Genomic DNA, 14,979 nt, shown 5'->3' on the forward strand with positions numbered 1-14,979 from the left:
TTTCGAGGGCTAGAATTGTTCGGGGCAGGTACACCGTTTGAGACCGCGAAAGTCAAGAGTTTCCCGTGAAAACGGCACAAACCGGGGGCAAAACAGCCCTTCAAAAACGGCACTGCGGAAAATAGATGGGCCGCCTGCTCCTCCCAAAGCAGACGGCCCTTCCCGCGCGACGGTGATGATCCTCTTACAGGACCAGTACATCAAGCGGCGGAAACCCGTTAAAGCCGACCGAACTGTACGAGCTTGTGTAAGCGCCGCAGTTCTTGATCATGACTTTGTCACCGTCCCTTAGGTCAAGTGGAAGGTCAACCGGATTCTTTTCATAAAGCACATCGGCGGAGTCGCACGAGGGGCCGGCCAGCACGCAAGGCCCTGTGGGTTTGCCGTCATGCGGGGTCACGAACTCATAGCGGATCGCCTCGCCTTCGGTTTCGGCCAGACCCGAAAAACGCCCGATGTCCAGATAGACCCAGCGGCGGGCGGCCTCTGCCGATTTGCGCGACACCAGCAGCACTTCGGCTGCAATATGCCCTGCTTCGGCCACCATGCCCCGGCCCGGTTCTGCCATAAGAACCGGAATATCGCCAAAGCGTTCGTTGACAGCACCGACAACGGCAGCGGCATAGCCGCGAGGCGCATCAACGGGGTCACCGTGATAGGCAGGGAAACCACCACCGATATTCAGCAACTGCAGGTCATGACCCGCTTCTTTCGCCGCGTGCCAAAGGGGTGCAACCTGATCCAGAACAGGGTGCCAGTATTCCGCCCGACGGGTTTGCGAACCAACGTGGAAGGACAGGCCATAAGGCACGAGGCCGACAGCCTTGCTGTAGTCAAGCAGGCTTGGCAACAACGAGCCTGCGCAGCCGAATTTACGGGTCAGCGGCCAGTCAGCCATCGAGTTTTCGACGATCAGACGGATATAGACCCGTGCGCCGGGGGCGTGCTCTGCGATTTTGTCGAGCTCAGCCTCGCAGTCGGCGGCGAACATGGTCACACCGATGGAATGGGCAAACGCAATGTCCACGCCACGTTTAATCGTATTCCCGAAAGAGATCTTTGCAGGGTCCGCCCCTTGGGACAAGCACAGTTCGATTTCCTGACGCGACGCCGCATCAAATCCCGAACCCCGTTCGACCAGCATACGGATCACTTCCGGCGCAGGGTTTGCCTTGACCGCATAATGGATGCGGGCATCGCCCAAGCCCGCCTGAAGCGCGTCATATTGCACACCCACGCGGGCGCGGCTGATGACGAGGGTCGGTTTGTCGAAGCTGTTGTTCCAGATGTAATCAGCCGCTTCGTCATAGGTCGATGCTGCGGATGTGTTCACGGTGGCGGTAGCTGTGGCGTTCATGGTCATCTCCAAAGAGCAAGGAAGGGCGGGAGTACCCTAACATGTCGTTTCAAGAGACGTTACCGTCGCTGCATAGGCGCGGGGTCGATCCACAGACAGACGAACCGGCCAGAGGCGCGTGCGTTGGCGTCTGTAAACGCGCATTTACGCTGTTTTCAGATTCGCGCAAGTGGTAAAATTCTTGATACGACAATTGATTATTCAGGTGGGCACGCAAGGCGCTGTGTGCCCAAAGGTCGGGACGGACCGGGGTTACTTTTCCCAGTCCGTGCCGATGGCTTCGCGGTCCTTTTCGCGCTCCTCGTCCGCCATTTCCCGCACCTCGGCGCGTTCTTCTGCATCGCTTTGCTCGGGTGTGGAATTCGCCTCCGGAACATCCGTCAACGCAAGCGAGAACAGGATCGGAAAGTGGTCGGACCCGATGTTGGGCAGGCGCGACATGCGGATCAGGCGAAACTCTGCATCGTGGAACAGATGGTCAAGTGGCCAGCGCATGATGACGATACCGGCGTGGAAGGTGTTGTAGAACCCCCGCCCGACACGCGGGTCCAGCAGGCCCGACAAGCGCTGAAAGCGACGGGTGGTGGTGGACCAGGCGACGTCATTAAGATCGCCGGTCACGATGGCGGGCACGTCATCCTTGCTGGCCTCGATCCCGACTAGTGCAATCTCACCGTCGCGCCCCTTTGTATCGTGGTTGGGCACAGGTGGCTCGGGGTGGACGATATACAAGCGCCAGACCCGACCAGACGGCATCGCGACTTTCGTACGGATGGACGGCACATCGTCGACCAGCAAGTCGCGGACCTGCGTCTCTGACAACACCATCTTGGACATCAGCACCACGCCATAGGAATTGTCTTTGGGCACCTTCACCCAATGGGGATACTGATCGTGCAACCCGTCATACAGGGCATCAACCCATTCCGGATCGACCTCAAGCGCCGTGGCGACATCGGGGTCTTCCTTACGGATCAGATCGACGAGCCGATGATACTGCCGGTTTGATTGCTTCACGTTTGACGCCAGGATCGTCACGCGATTGCGTTCATCCGCAGCCTGTTCAGGGGTAGCATCAACCGACTGGCGCGGCCAAAGCGGCGTGAATTTCAGGATGTATCCGGTGTGGATCGCGGCGATTATCGCAAGGATCGCCAGGGCATAATTGCGCGGCTCGGGCGCAAGCCAGAAAAGCGCCCCGACAGCCAAAACGGCGGTGAGGATAAACAGCTGTTCACGCGGGAACGCCATGCCCCGGATGGCACCATGGGGTATCTTGCTGAAAGGAAGAACGCTGACCACGGCAATGATCGCAACAACGCCCCAAAATAGACTGAGTAATATCGTTGCCAGCATCCATGCCCCCTAAATCAAGAAAAGGGACGCAGAGCGATTGCCCTACGTCCCTAGCCCAACACGAGATTAGGCGGAATTGTTCCGAATACGCCGCGAGGGCGGAACCGAATTACTTGTCTTCGTCTTCATCTTCGTCATTGCCACCCTCGGGCAGCTTGAAGAAACTGTCGGCGTCAGAGTAGTCGCCGTGATCTTTATCGTCGTCATCCGCAGGGTTGCCGGACAGCGTGAATGTTTCCAGACCTTCGATGGCCGATGGCATCTTAGGGTCGGTTTCCATGCCAAGCGATTGCTCGGTGCTGACCAGACGACGGCGTTCGTCATCGCTCATCAGGCCGCCTTCCGCAGCTTTCTTGGCAGCGGCTTTCTGGACGGCAGCATCCAGTTCGGACTGTTTGCACAGCCCCAGCGCCACGGGATCAATCGGCTGGATGTTTGCAATGTTCCAGTGGGTCCGCTCGCGGATCGCTTGGATCGTCGGCTTGGTGGTGCCGACCAGCTTGCTGATCTGTCCGTCGGACAGTTCAGGGTGGAATTTAACCAACCAGTAGATCGACGCCGGACGGTCCTGGCGTTTGGACAGCGGCGTGTAGCGCGGGCCGCGACGTTTCTCTTCGCCCTGAGCCGAAGCGTTGAACTTGAGCTTGAGCTTGTGCATTGGGCTTGCCTGACCCTTTTCGATCTCTTCTTCGGTCAGCTGGTTATTGGCAATCGGGTCAAAGCCCTTCACACCTTGTGCCACGTCACCATCCGCGATGCCCTGCACTTCAAGCTCGTGCATCTCGACGAAATCCGCGATCTGCTTGAAGCTCAAGGTTGTGTTATCCACCAGCCATACGGCAGTGGCGCGGGCCATAATCGGTTTTGCCATCTCGGTCTCTCCTTAAACGCACCTTCCCCGTCGCCTGAAATAGGCTGTCCTGCGGGGCAGAACGGTTTCCATTGTGGGGGAACTTGAACGCCTTATACTCAGCCAAGCAAAATAAGGGAAGACCTGAATGCGATTGCTGATCCTATGCCTCCTCCTCCTGCTGGCCCCGATGCCCCGCCCTGCGGTGGCAAAGGGCGAAATCGCGGGGGAATTCGACTATTACGTGCTCGCGCTCAGCTGGTCGCCGAACTGGTGTGCGCTGGAAGGCAATGCGCGCAATTCCGCGCAATGCGACGCGCGCCACGATCACGGCTGGATCATGCACGGTCTCTGGCCGCAGTTACATCGGGGGTTTCCATCCTATTGCCGCACCGCTGAACGCCCACCTGCCCGCAGCATGACCGCTGCGATGGCTGACATCATGGGAACGCCCGGTCTGGCATGGCATCAATGGAAGAAACACGGCAGCTGTACCGGCCTGCCCGCCGCCGGATATTTCGATCTGTCCCGAAAGGCCTACGAGGCCGTGACCCGCCCCGCCGTCTTTCGCAAGATCACGGACGACATCCGCCTACCTGCCTCTGTCGTGGAAGAGGCATTCCTGAAAGCCAATCCGACGATGGAGCCTGATGGCGTCACCGTCACCTGCAAAAGCGGCTACATTCAAGAGGTCCGCCTGTGCCTCTCCAAAACGCTAAAGCCCGTGCCCTGCGGACGTGACGTGATCAAGGATTGCACGCTGGATGACGCGCTGTTTACCCCGATCAGATAAAGCCCGCGTTGCGGGCAATCATTGCGGCGTCGGTACGGTTGCGGGCGTCCAGCTTGCGGCACAGGGTCTTGACGTGCAGCTTGATCGTGACCTCTTGCAGCTCCAGATCGCGGGCGATTTCCTTGTTCGATTTCGCCTCCATCAAACCACGCAAAACCTGACGCTCCCGCTCTGACAGCGCTTTTTCAAAGTCTGTTTCTTCGGGGTCATCCTTGCCGGACATAAAGTTCACCGGTGCGTAAATCTCGCCCGCGGCCATAAAGCGAACCGCGTTGACCAGTGACTTCGCAGGCAACGTCTTGGGCAGGAACCCGATCGCCCCCATCGCCAGCGCCTGTTCTGCAATCAGCCGCGTCGCTGTGCCCGAAATGAGCCCGACCGGCTTGTCTTCATTGGCTTTCATCACCTTCGGCAGCGCCTCAAGCCCCTTCATGCCCGGCATGGTATAATCAAGCAGGACCAAATCGAACGGCCCATCCGCTTCGATCTTGGCCATTGCTTCGGGCAAATCGCATGCAGCAACTGTCTCTGTCTCGCCATCTGCGTCCAGAAACATTGCAATCGTTTCCCGAACCATATCGTGATCGTCTGCTATCAGTATCCGTAATGCCATCTATTCGTCCCTTCCCTCATCACCACCTCAGTGCTGCTTAAGTATTTGTAGACCAACTTTAAGGCGAAGAATAGGAAACATGAGGATAGGAAAACTGTGTCAAATTTTTTGCGACTATACCTTCGTATAGTTAAAATACCCTTAATCTTCGTCGCGCCACTAAGCACGTTAACCTAAGGTTGATGGTACAACACAGGGGAAGGATACCGAGTTATGACATTTCACGCTTTTACCAAAACGATCACCACCGCATTGTGCGGCATCGCATTGGCCACTGCTGTTAGCGCCCAAGAAGAAGCCGTTTTGACGGTCACAGCTGGCGACGTGGAACAAAGCTACACGATGGAGCAGCTGAAAGAACTGCCCTCTTCCAGCTTTACGACCGAAACCATCTGGACCGAGGGTGCCCAGACCTTTCAGGGTGTCTCGCTCAAGGATTTGCTTGATACACTAGAGGTGAGCGAAGGCATGATCGAGGCGACCGCGATCAATGACTATGCCATTGAAATCCCGATTGAGGATGCCGTGTTGGATGGCCCGATCATTGCCTACGCCAACAACGACAAGGAAATGTCGCGCCGTGGCAAAGGCCCGCTGTGGATTGTCTATCCCTATGACAGCGACGTAAAGTACCAGACAGAGACGATCTATAGCCGCTCTATCTGGCAGTTGAACCGGCTGGCGATCAAATAAACGCAAGGCAAGATCACCATGGCCGATTTGATGCACCACGGCCCGCAGCGCAGCAGGGTAAGATACGTTCTCGCCCTGGCGCTGATGGTTGGCATCTTGCTGGCTGGCTATCTTGCGTTCAACGTTTGGGACCGTGTGCGTGCGCTTGACGGCGCGCAGCAGGACCATGCCGAATGGGTGTTCTCGCAGCTTGAAATCGATTTCCTCAAACTGAATGGCGCGGTCGAACCGGCGCGCTCGGGCGACGAAAGCGATCTGGCCAACCTGCGCAAACGTTTTGATATCTTCTACAGCCGGACCGAGGTCGCTGAACGCGTGCAGCAAAGCGGCGACCTGACCCGCGAAATTCGGGAAATTCAGGCGGTTCTGGATACGCAGATACCCCTGATTGACGGTGGTGACGCGACGCTCTTTTCCGGCCTTTCGGCTCTCTCCGACGCGCTGCGCAGCATAGAAAACCTGCCCCGCAATATCGGCCTCGCCTCTATCACCTTTGCCGCCAAAGCCGCAGAGGCCGAGCGCAAGGAGATCGCCCAGCTCATCGAAATCCTTCTGGTGATCGTGGTGACAGTGACCATCGCGCTGCTGGGGGCGATCCTCCGGCTGTCGCGCCAGACCATCACCCTGAACCGCGCCTCGCGCGAGGTCGAACGCAATCACTCGCAACTTGAAACCATGCTGCGGGCGTCGCTTGACGCGGTGATGGTTCTGTCTGTCGATGGCGAGATCATCGATTTCAACGGCTCCGCCGAAGAAGTCTTTAGCATCTCGCGCGATCACGCGCTGGGGCGCAGCTATATCGAACTGCTGGTCCCGCCCGAATTGCGCAACCGCCAGCGGGACAACATCGCGCATTTCAACGCCACGGGTAAAACGCGACTGGCAGAAACAGGCCGTCACGAAACAAAGATGGTCGACGGCAAGGGTCGGATTTTTCCTGTCGAACTGTCCGTGTCCTTGGCACGGTCGAACGACGCACCGGTTTTTGTGACCTACATCCGCGACATCACCGACAAGCTCCAAAAAGAGCAGGAAATCATCCGCGCCCGCGACGAAGCGCTGGATGCCTATCAGGAAAAATCCCGCTTTTTCGCGATGATGAGCCACGAGATGCGCACGCCGCTGAACGGAATCCTGTCTGCAATCCACCTGCTGCATGACGACCGGCTGGACGCAGAGCAGCGCAACTACGTGGAGGCCGCGCTGAAATCCGGTGACATCCTGCTCGGCCATATCGACGACGTGCTGGCGATCGAACGCAGCGAAGCCGAGACCAACGCGCATGAATTGCAAGCCAGCGATATGGTCGCGCTGACCTCGGGTATGATCAACACCATGACGCCCCTGGCGCGAACTTCGGACACGCGGCTGCATCTGGATCAAGACGGGCTGACGGATACGCCGATCCTGACCGACCTGCGTGCCGTGCAGCAAATTCTGGCCAACCTGATCAGCAACGCGATCAAATTCAGCCCCGACGACGACATTGTGCTGAGCGCGTCCTATGACATGGAAGACGCCGAAGTACCGATTTTGCACATCGAAGTGGCCGATAATGGCCCCGGTATCCCACCCCACGACCTGAAACGCATCTTTGAAGATTACGTATCGCTCGACAGTCGGTACGAGCGGCGCACAGGGGGCACCGGGCTGGGCTTGGGCATCGTGCGGCGCCTAGTGCACCGGCTGGGCGGCACCATCACCTGCGTCTCGGAAGTTGGTAAAGGGGCGCGTTTTATTGTGCGGCTGCCGGCGAAATTCACTGCAACGGAAACACCGCTGCCCGTGGCCCCCCTGCCGCTTGAGTGCGAAGACATGCCAGCGATGACCCTGCTTGTTGTCGATGACAATGAAATCAACCGCGACCTGCTCAAGGCAATGCTGGCCCGTCTGGGTCACACGGTCATGCTTGCCGACAGCGGCCAAGAGGGTATCGACCGCGCGGCAGAGCACCGTTTCGACGCGATCTTGATGGATATTTCCATGCCGGGGATCAGCGGGATTCAGGCGACACAGGTGATTTTGCAAGGCGAAGGCCCCAATGCCAACACCCCGATCATGGCCGTCACCGCCCATGCCCTGCCCAATGAACGCGCCGCCTTTACGGCCGGCGGCATGACCGGATTTTTGCAAAAGCCCATCAACACCCAGACCCTGAAAACCGCGCTTAGCGAACTGGTACAGCCCGCCGCTTTGGCGCTATCAACGCCGAATGACGCACAGACCCCGCCGCTGCGTCCGGTGCTGAACAGCCATCAGGTTGACGAATTATTCGAGCTTCTGGGACCTGAGAAACTTGCCGACCGGATCGGCGACCTGCGCCAACGGATTGAGGGGCAGTTGCCCCCGCTCGCCTCTGCCCAAGACGGTGACGAATTGCAACGCAAGACCCACGACCTTGCCGGGCTTTGCGGGATGTTCGGGGCAGAACGTCTGCACGCCCTTCTTGCCACAATAGAGAATGACTGCAAACTGGGCGACGTCCAGAAAGCCCGCGACCAGGTTACCAAAGTCCCTGCCGCCTGGGCCGAAACCCTTGATGCTTGGGAAGCGCGCCTGTCGGCGTAACGCCCCCTGAACGACAAAGGGCGCCCTGATATCAGAACGCCCTTTTGCTATATCTCATTGCTTGCCGGTTACGCGTTGGCGTCAACTTTCAACACGATCTTGCCGATATGGCCGCTCGTTTCCATGCGGGCGTGGGCCTCGCTTGCGTTCTCGAAGGCATATTCGCTGTCCATCACCGGAGATATCTTGCCCGCGTCCAGCAGCGGCCAGACCTTTTCGCGCAGTTCTTCGGCGATCTTGGCCTTGGCCAGATCGCTTTGCGGACGCAGGGTGCTGCCTGTCATCGTCAGACGGCGTGTCATCAGCGTGGCAAAGTTCACCTCTACCTTCGGTCCGCTAAGGAAAGCGATCTGCACAAGGCGACCGTCCTCGGCCAGCGCCTGAAGGTTGCGCGGGATGTAATCGCCACCGACCATATCAAGGATCAGATCCGCGCCGCCTTCGGCTTTCAGCACGTCAACGAAATCCGTGTCGCGGTAGTTGATCGCGGCCTCGGCCCCCAGTTTCGCACAGGCGTCACACTTGCTGTCTGTGCCCGCCGTGGCGAAGACCCGTGCGCCGAATTCGCGTGCCAGCTGGATCGCTGTCGTCCCGATGCCCGACGACCCGCCGTGCACCAAGAAACGCTCGCCCGCTTTCAGACCGCCGCGCATGAACACGTTGGACCAGACCGTAAAGAAGGTTTCGGGCAGGCAGGCGGCTTCTTTCATGCTCATGCCTTTGGGCACGGGCAGACAATGGGCGGCGGGCGTTGCGACATATTCCGCATAGCCACCACCGGGCAGCAATGCGCAAACCTTGTCGCCCACGGCCAGACCGCTAACGCCTTCGCCTACCGCGAACACCTCGCCCGACGCTTCAAGGCCCGGCAGATCGCTGGCGGTGGGGGGCGGTGCGTACATGCCAGCGCGTTGCAGCGCATCGGGGCGGTTCACACCGGCATACGCCACCTTGATCACAACCTGCCCGTGGGCTGGCTGCGGCATCGGCCGGTCTGTCGGCTGAAGCACTTCGGGACCACCCGCTTTGGTGATTTCTATCGCGCGCATTGTGTCTGTCATTGTCTACGTCTCCTCCGTAAATCTGCGTTGCCGCACCATAGGCACGGATTTCGCGGCATACAATGCGAACTGACAGACGTCAGGCCGGCACGGTGTTCCGCGTCACAACCCACCGCGGGCGCGCAGCGCCTCGGCCACATGTTCAGCGTCATCAATTGCCAGCACAGCAAACGGAATGATCATCCGCCAGCCGACCCGTTTGGTCGACCGCGCGCGCCAAGACTGCGCCAGCAACTGACCTTTTTGTGCCAGCACGGGTGTAAAGCGGATCACCAGAGCGATGCCCAGTTCGATGGCGCGGGTTTGGATGCCCAGGCGGCGCAGCGGTGTGGTCAACCATGTCACCACCGCCACCATCTGCGCCAGCTTTGTCGTCATCGTCACCAGATTGGCTAGCGCCACCGCCGTCATCATCCGCAGGGTAATTGTCGCGCCCGCCATGACGTCGTTGGTGATGATGTGCCATACCATGATCAGCACGACGAACGGCAACAACACCCGCAGCCGCGACAGTCCGACCTTGAAAAAGCGCCACCCCGGCAACGCGTAAAGCAGCAGGGTCAGCGCCAGTGCCGCCGCCTGAAGCGCAGGATAGGTCAGGCTGAACAGCCCCATCGTTGCGATACAAAGCGCCGCCAGCTTGGCCCCCGCGGGCCAACCGTGGGCGCGAGTCTCAACCGGTGAGGTGAGTGAAATCATCGCTTTCCCCGATATCATGCATCTTTGCCACAAAGGTGTCGGTCACGTCCGGCACCGTCCCGTCCTGCACAATCCGCCCCTGATCAATCCAGACCATCCGGTCATAGGTGGCAAGATGCGCGGGATCATGGGTGATGTGAATCAGATGCGCCTCTACCGCGTGCAATACCCACGTCAGATGCAGCATCGTCGGGATATCGAGCCCCGCAAACGGTTCGTCGAGGATGATCAAACGCGGCTCCATGGCGAGGATCGACATCAGACAAACAAGTTGCCGCTGCCCCTGCGATAGCTGATGAATCGCCGCCTTGGCCCAATGGCTACGGTTAAAGCCGGCGAGGATATCTGCCGTTTTCTGCGCCGCCTCTTTCGGTGATTGCTTTAGCTGCGTCAGACCAAAGCTGATCTCTTCCTCGACTGTGGGAAAAATAATCTGGTGATCGGGGTTCTGGAACAGGATACCGACCTGACGCAGCGCGGCCTTGCGATCCTTGACCACATCCACCCCGTTGATCCGCAGCTTGCCCGACGACGGTGCCACCAGCCCCGCCAACACCCGCGCAAGAGATGTCTTACCCGACCCGTTGCGCCCCACGATACCTATCCGCCGCTCGGAGGCTCGCAGTGTCACATCACACAGCACATTGACGCCGTCAGGCGTGTAGGTGACGTCATCGAGATCAATCAGAAACGGTTGCATGTGTGTGAATACCAACTAGCCGCGCCCGCGCCGGGTGCGGACGCGCAGCACCTAGCAGGTCTGACCTGACGAGTGAAGCCAGCCTAAGAGCGCGGCCCACCCCAGCTGCCGGGCAGGTCGCTGCGCGCCGTGCGCGAGGGCGCTTTTACGTGGGAAAGCAACCAGTTGGGCCCCGCCATCAGCATGCTCAGCGTGGGGCTGCTGTTGACCTGCGCCTTGACCTTTTCGATCTGCATCACGTTTTCTATCCGGCGATCAAGGAAGGCCCATGTGTCTGCATGGCCTTCGCTAGTGTCACCCAGCCAGAACAGCACGGTCGAGGAATAGACCGCGCTCAGCGTGGCGCGTTTGGTGTACCAGTTCACGTCTTCGGACGTGTCGCCCAATGCGTTCCATATGGCGTCGGCAGTACCCCAAACCAATTTGGCCCCCTCGGGTGCATATTGCGGTAGGGCAAACAGAGTTGTCCCACGACGTACCGCTTCCTTGTCTGTCGCAGCTTCAAGCCGGAAGCGGACCATGGCGGCGACCTTGGCCGAGAACTTCATCTGGCTCATGTCTTCGGACTTCATGCGGTCAATCATCTGCTGATCGCCGCGTTTGTGATAGGCAACGGCCAGATCAACGGCACCACGCGGACAAACGGCGCGGGCGACGGTCGGGTCCATGCCTGTGTCGCGGACAGCGGCCTTGAACGTTGTCTCTGACCAGCCGTCAAACGCGACATGGATCAGTGCAGCATCCAGCAGTTGCTCTTTCGGTGTCTGGGACGTGTTCGTCATAGCGGCCTCCTCAAGGTGATTGGCTTTGCTCTAGACAATATAGGTTTCAGTTGCTATATGGCCAGCTCCTGCAAATCCTTGCAACTTCAAACTAGAAAGGTGGTGAAAACCACATGCAGGTTAGTGTTCGCGATAATAACGTCGATCAAGCGCTGCGCGCCCTGAAGAAGAAACTTCAGCGCGAGGGTGTGTTTCGTGAAATGAAGCTCAAGCAACATTTCGAGAAGCCTTCCGAGAAAAAAGCACGCGAGAAAGCCGAAGCGATCCGCCGTAGCCGCAAATTGGCACGGAAAAAATTGCAGCGCGAAGGCATGATGTAAATCATCCAAGCGACGCATAAGGATATGAACCCCCGTTACCTTTAGGTGCCGGGGGTTTTCTTTTGTCCGCCTTCGCCTTTGTGGTGACGTACCGGTACGGTGGACAGTGCCCCGCGACTGCGCCTATCGCGGAACGGCCACGACACAGGACAGACCATGACCCAGCCCACCTACCCCAGCGTTGCCCCGACACACCGGCGGGCTGATCTGATCGTTCACCTTGTCGGCTTGGCACTGATTCTGGGCGCGGGCGGCGCGCTGGTGGTCAAAACCGCTACGTCACTAACCACGGGCGTGACCGTCGCGGTGACGGTCTATGTCCTGTGTGCGCTGGTGTCGAACCTCGCGTCCTGCGCCTATCACTTCGCGCCGTGGCATGATGCCCGCAAGCTGATGCGCCGGATTGACCACGCCGCGATCTACCCCAGTATTGCAGGTACCTTTACCCCGTTCTTCGTGCAGGCGGGCACCACATGGACGATCACATTGCTTTGTGTGTCATGGGGGCTGGCCCTGATCGCGATGTATAAAAAGATCACCGACCCGCAGGTGCAGGGCAAATGGTCTACCGCGTCATACCTGGGTCTTGGTGCCGTTGGCCTAGGCGCCTTGCCGGACCTAACAGGCGTACCGCTGGCGACGCTCTGGAGCATCATAGTGGGTGCCTTGGCTTACGTCATCGGTGTCGGATTTTATGTGCGCCGTGCCATGCGTTTTCGCTATGCGATCTGGCACGCGTGGGTGAACATCGGCGGAATCGCGATGTTTGTGGGCATCTGGATGGCGCTGTTTCCGCCTGCGGGTTAACCGACCGGCAGTGCAGTGGTGTTGCACACGGTGCGCAACGCAAAGCTTGATTGCATCTGCCCGACGCCCGGCAACCGCGCCAAATGTTGACGATGGATACGGGCGAAGTCTTCGGTGTTCTCGGCCACGACCTTGAGCAGATAATCCGCCGCCCCTGCCATCAGATGACATTCCAGCACATCGGGAATACGAGCGACCGCTTTTTCAAAGGCGTCCAGCACCTCATCTGCCTGCCCCTGTAGCGTAATCTCGACAAACACCGTTGTCGGGACCCCCATTTTGCGTGGATTCAGCAGGGCGACATAATCGCGGATGTAGCCGTCGGATTCCAGCCGCTGCACGCGCCTGTGACAGGCCGAGGCCGACAGGTGTACCTTTTCCGACAGGTCGGAATTTGACATACGCCCGTTGCGTTGCAAGGCGGTCAGGATGCGGCGATCAATGTCGTCAAGGTTCATGCTACACAATACTTTCGCGTGAAATGGCACAAATACAACGTTTTATTCGAACAGAGCAAGGGAGAGCGCAGCGTAAACCGTGCTTAATTGCGCAATCAGAGGCGTACCGTAATCCACATTAACCCTTTTGATAGGCCAAACAGTATGAAAATCGGTTGCCCGAAAGAAATCAAACCACAGGAATTTCGCGTCGGCATGACGCCGAACGCCGCCTACGAGGCGGTGACCAAGGGACATGAGGTCGTTATAGAAACCGGTGCCGGCGTTGGCGCGGGCTTTGATGACGCAGCATATACCGATGCCGGCGCGACAATCCTTGCCACTGCACAAGAGGTATTCGCCAGCGCCGACATGATCGTCAAGGTCAAGGAACCCCAAGCGGCAGAACGCAAGATGCTGCGCGAGGGGCAGATCCTGTTCACCTATCTGCACCTCGCCCCTGACCCCGAACAGACAAAAGATCTGCTGGCTTCTGGTGCGACGTGTATCGCCTATGAAACCGTTACCGACCGCAATGGCGGATTGCCCCTGCTGGCACCGATGTCCGAAGTCGCGGGCCGTCTGGCCCCGCAGGTGGGGGCATGGACGCTGCAAAAAGCCAATGGAGGGCGCGGCGTCTTACTGGGCGGCGTGCCCGGTGTTGGCCCTGCCCGCGTGGTCGTGATCGGCGGTGGCGTTGTTGGTACCCATGCGGCCCGTATCGCAGCGGGTATGGGCGCGGATGTGACCGTGCTTGACCGGTCCCTGCCGCGCCTACGCTATCTGGATGATATCTATGGCGGCGTTTTCAGCACGTCTTATGCCTCGGCGGGGAATACCATCGAATTGGCGCGCGAGGCCGACATGATCATCGGCGCCGTCCTGATCCCCGGAGCCACAGCCCCGAAACTGATCAGCCGCGCGCAACTGTCCGAGCTTAAGCCCGGCGCAGCGCTGGTGGACGTGGCCATTGACCAAGGCGGCTGCTTTGAAACATCAAAGGCGACCACGCACCAAGATCCGGTGTACGAGGTCGATGGCATCATGCATTACTGCGTTGCCAACATGCCCGGCGCGGTCGCGCGGACCTCTACCATCGCGCTTGGCAATGCCACAATGCCCTTCATGCTGACGCTTGCGGATAAAGGCTGGAAGCAAGCCTGCGCCGACGATCCCCACCTCAAGGCGGGGCTGAATATCCATGCGGGCCAGCTGACCTATGCCGCCGTGGCCGAAGCGCTTGGACTAGAGGCGATCACCGCCGATCAAGCCATCGCCGGTTAAGCGATCCCGACAACAAGGAAAGGCCCGCAGTGAACCTGCGGGCCTTTTAGATTTCGACAGTTGAGCCGGACTTACTTTTTGGCAAGCTCGTCGCGGATTTGCAGCAGCACGTCCAATTGGCTCGGGCCGGTTGCCACCTCTGGTGCCACATCATCGGGGCGTTCCGCCAACGATTTGATCCGGTTGACAAATTTAACCAGCATAAAGACCACAAAGGCGATAATCAGGAAGTTGATGCAGGCGGTGATGAACGCGCCATAGGCAAAGATCGCAGCACCGGTTTCGCGGGCGGCATCCAGCCCGGAGTCTGCGGGCACATCGCCGGACAGCACGACATACATGCTGGTGAAATCAACGCCCCCAAGCACCAGACCGATGACAGGGTTGATAAGGTCGCTGACCAGCGAGCTCACGATCGCCGTGAATGCGGCACCGATGATGATACCCACCGCCAGATCCATCACATTGCCCTTGGCAATGAAATCCTTGAATTCTTGAAGCATATTCGTCCCTCGCAAGATTAAAAGCCGTGCCTGTTACGTCGCACGACATACTGCAGATGCGTTAGCACAGGTTTTCAAACGAGCGAGGTCTTTTTGTCGACTAAGCACAGTTTTCCCCTGCATGGAGGCGAAAACCGCGCAATCCGCGCCAGCGTC

16 protein-coding genes are annotated in these 14,979 nt (G+C 58.8%); 6 read left to right on the forward strand and 10 right to left on the reverse strand.

The genetic code is table 11. The annotated features are described in order from the left end of the window. Positions 1–184: 184 nt before the first annotated feature. The 3 genes from E5180_RS10990 to E5180_RS11000 all read right to left on the reverse strand — a co-directional run bounded on the left by E5180_RS10990 (position 185) and on the right by E5180_RS11000 (position 3,584). Positions 185–1,363: a type III PLP-dependent enzyme gene (locus E5180_RS10990; protein WP_138924412.1), complete on the reverse strand. Its 1,179-nt coding sequence runs from the start codon at positions 1,361–1,363 to the stop codon at positions 185–187. A gap of 246 nt (positions 1,364–1,609) precedes the next feature. After that, positions 1,610–2,713, reverse strand: a complete 1,104-nt coding sequence (locus E5180_RS10995) for an endonuclease/exonuclease/phosphatase family protein (RefSeq protein WP_138924413.1) — start codon at positions 2,711–2,713, stop codon at positions 1,610–1,612. 109 nt (positions 2,714–2,822) lie between these two features. Then, positions 2,823–3,584 (reverse strand): DUF1013 domain-containing protein, encoded by a 762-nt coding sequence (locus E5180_RS11000; protein WP_138924414.1) that lies wholly within the window; start codon positions 3,582–3,584, stop codon positions 2,823–2,825. 127 nt (positions 3,585–3,711) lie between these two features. Here E5180_RS11000 and E5180_RS11005 point away from each other — a divergent pair, with 127 nt between their 5' ends. Further along, a complete protein-coding gene (locus E5180_RS11005; RefSeq protein WP_138924415.1) occupies positions 3,712–4,356 on the forward strand; it encodes a ribonuclease T2 family protein in 645 nt (214 codons plus the stop codon). On the opposite strand, the gene E5180_RS11010 is transcribed toward E5180_RS11005, so the two are convergent. After that, a complete protein-coding gene (locus E5180_RS11010) occupies positions 4,349–4,969 on the reverse strand; it encodes a response regulator transcription factor (RefSeq protein WP_138924416.1) in 621 nt (206 codons plus the stop codon). The two genes, E5180_RS11005 and E5180_RS11010, sit on opposite strands and share 8 nt — an antisense overlap. A gap of 213 nt (positions 4,970–5,182) precedes the next feature. Between E5180_RS11010 and E5180_RS11015 the strand changes: the two genes are divergently transcribed. Both E5180_RS11015 and E5180_RS11020 read left to right on the forward strand, forming a co-directional pair. Next, the gene (locus E5180_RS11015; protein WP_138924417.1) at positions 5,183–5,662 is read left to right on the forward strand and encodes a molybdopterin-dependent oxidoreductase; all 480 of its coding nucleotides are present in this window, start codon (positions 5,183–5,185) and stop codon (positions 5,660–5,662) included. Between the two features lie 18 nt (positions 5,663–5,680). Beyond that, positions 5,681–8,230 (forward strand): hybrid sensor histidine kinase/response regulator, encoded by a 2,550-nt coding sequence (locus E5180_RS11020; RefSeq protein ID WP_138924418.1) that lies wholly within the window; start codon positions 5,681–5,683, stop codon positions 8,228–8,230. A 68-nt stretch (positions 8,231–8,298) separates the two neighbouring features. Here E5180_RS11020 and E5180_RS11025 read toward each other — a convergent pair whose 3' ends face one another. From E5180_RS11025 to E5180_RS11040, 4 genes are all read right to left on the reverse strand, one after another. Further along, entirely contained in the window at positions 8,299–9,291 is a 993-nt protein-coding gene (locus E5180_RS11025; protein WP_138924419.1) for an NAD(P)H-quinone oxidoreductase, read from the reverse strand. 102 nt (positions 9,292–9,393) lie between these two features. Next, positions 9,394–9,990, reverse strand: a complete 597-nt coding sequence (locus E5180_RS11030; RefSeq protein ID WP_138924420.1) for an energy-coupling factor transporter transmembrane component T family protein — start codon at positions 9,988–9,990, stop codon at positions 9,394–9,396. Next, complete coding sequence (locus tag E5180_RS11035; RefSeq protein ID WP_138924421.1) at positions 9,965–10,690, reverse strand: energy-coupling factor ABC transporter ATP-binding protein; 726 nt, start codon at positions 10,688–10,690, stop codon at positions 9,965–9,967. Before E5180_RS11035 ends, E5180_RS11030 begins: the two co-directional genes overlap by 26 nt. Before the next feature lie 83 nt (positions 10,691–10,773). Beyond that, positions 10,774–11,472 (reverse strand): COQ9 family protein, encoded by a 699-nt coding sequence (locus E5180_RS11040; protein WP_138924422.1) that lies wholly within the window; start codon positions 11,470–11,472, stop codon positions 10,774–10,776. Positions 11,473–11,585: 113 nt separating this feature from the next. Here E5180_RS11040 and rpsU point away from each other — a divergent pair, with 113 nt between their 5' ends. Both rpsU and trhA read left to right on the forward strand, forming a co-directional pair. Further along, on the forward strand, positions 11,586–11,792 hold the full coding sequence (rpsU, locus tag E5180_RS11045; protein WP_005851231.1) for a 30S ribosomal protein S21: 207 nt from the start codon (positions 11,586–11,588) through the stop codon (positions 11,790–11,792). A gap of 156 nt (positions 11,793–11,948) precedes the next feature. After that, positions 11,949–12,599: a PAQR family membrane homeostasis protein TrhA gene (gene trhA, locus E5180_RS11050; protein ID WP_138924423.1), complete on the forward strand. Its 651-nt coding sequence runs from the start codon at positions 11,949–11,951 to the stop codon at positions 12,597–12,599. Here trhA and E5180_RS11055 read toward each other — a convergent pair. Next, positions 12,596–13,057: an Lrp/AsnC family transcriptional regulator gene (locus tag E5180_RS11055; RefSeq protein ID WP_138924424.1), complete on the reverse strand. Its 462-nt coding sequence runs from the start codon at positions 13,055–13,057 to the stop codon at positions 12,596–12,598. The genes trhA and E5180_RS11055 overlap by 4 nt on opposite strands. 144 nt (positions 13,058–13,201) lie before the next feature. Here E5180_RS11055 and ald point away from each other — a divergent pair, with 144 nt between their 5' ends. Further along, positions 13,202–14,320, forward strand: a complete 1,119-nt coding sequence (gene ald / locus E5180_RS11060; protein ID WP_138924425.1) for an alanine dehydrogenase — start codon at positions 13,202–13,204, stop codon at positions 14,318–14,320. Positions 14,321–14,391: 71 nt separating this feature from the next. Here ald and mscL read toward each other — a convergent pair whose 3' ends face one another. Then, positions 14,392–14,823 (reverse strand): large conductance mechanosensitive channel protein MscL, encoded by a 432-nt coding sequence (gene mscL, locus E5180_RS11065; protein WP_138924426.1) that lies wholly within the window; start codon positions 14,821–14,823, stop codon positions 14,392–14,394. Positions 14,824–14,979: the final 156 nt, after the last annotated feature.

This window comes from Sulfitobacter sp. BSw21498 (assembly GCF_006064855.1).
In the GTDB taxonomy this organism is placed as follows: Bacteria; Pseudomonadota; Alphaproteobacteria; order Rhodobacterales; family Rhodobacteraceae; genus Sulfitobacter.

Bases quoted from the DNA above. Each gene is read 5' to 3' on its own strand.
- rpsU (WP_005851231.1), top strand. From the start codon at position 11,586: ATGCAGGTTAGTGTTCGCGATAATAACGTCGATCAAGCGCTGCGCGCC.
- E5180_RS11000 (WP_138924414.1), bottom strand. From the start codon at position 3,584: ATGGCAAAACCGATTATGGCCCGCGCCACTGCCGTATGGCTGGTGGAT.
- E5180_RS11005 (WP_138924415.1), top strand. From the start codon at position 3,712: ATGCGATTGCTGATCCTATGCCTCCTCCTCCTGCTGGCCCCGATGCCC.
- ald (WP_138924425.1), top strand. From the start codon at position 13,202: ATGAAAATCGGTTGCCCGAAAGAAATCAAACCACAGGAATTTCGCGTC.
- E5180_RS11055 (WP_138924424.1), bottom strand. From the start codon at position 13,057: ATGAACCTTGACGACATTGATCGCCGCATCCTGACCGCCTTGCAACGC.
- E5180_RS11015 (WP_138924417.1), top strand. From the start codon at position 5,183: ATGACATTTCACGCTTTTACCAAAACGATCACCACCGCATTGTGCGGC.
- E5180_RS11035 (WP_138924421.1), bottom strand. From the start codon at position 10,690: ATGCAACCGTTTCTGATTGATCTCGATGACGTCACCTACACGCCTGAC.
- E5180_RS11030 (WP_138924420.1), bottom strand. From the start codon at position 9,990: ATGATTTCACTCACCTCACCGGTTGAGACTCGCGCCCACGGTTGGCCC.
- mscL (WP_138924426.1), bottom strand. From the start codon at position 14,823: ATGCTTCAAGAATTCAAGGATTTCATTGCCAAGGGCAATGTGATGGAT.
- E5180_RS11010 (WP_138924416.1), bottom strand. From the start codon at position 4,969: ATGGCATTACGGATACTGATAGCAGACGATCACGATATGGTTCGGGAA.
- E5180_RS11025 (WP_138924419.1), bottom strand. From the start codon at position 9,291: ATGACAGACACAATGCGCGCGATAGAAATCACCAAAGCGGGTGGTCCC.
- E5180_RS10995 (WP_138924413.1), bottom strand. From the start codon at position 2,713: ATGCTGGCAACGATATTACTCAGTCTATTTTGGGGCGTTGTTGCGATC.
- trhA (WP_138924423.1), top strand. From the start codon at position 11,949: ATGACCCAGCCCACCTACCCCAGCGTTGCCCCGACACACCGGCGGGCT.
- E5180_RS11040 (WP_138924422.1), bottom strand. From the start codon at position 11,472: ATGACGAACACGTCCCAGACACCGAAAGAGCAACTGCTGGATGCTGCA.
- E5180_RS11020 (WP_138924418.1), top strand. From the start codon at position 5,681: ATGGCCGATTTGATGCACCACGGCCCGCAGCGCAGCAGGGTAAGATAC.
- E5180_RS10990 (WP_138924412.1), bottom strand. From the start codon at position 1,363: ATGACCATGAACGCCACAGCTACCGCCACCGTGAACACATCCGCAGCA.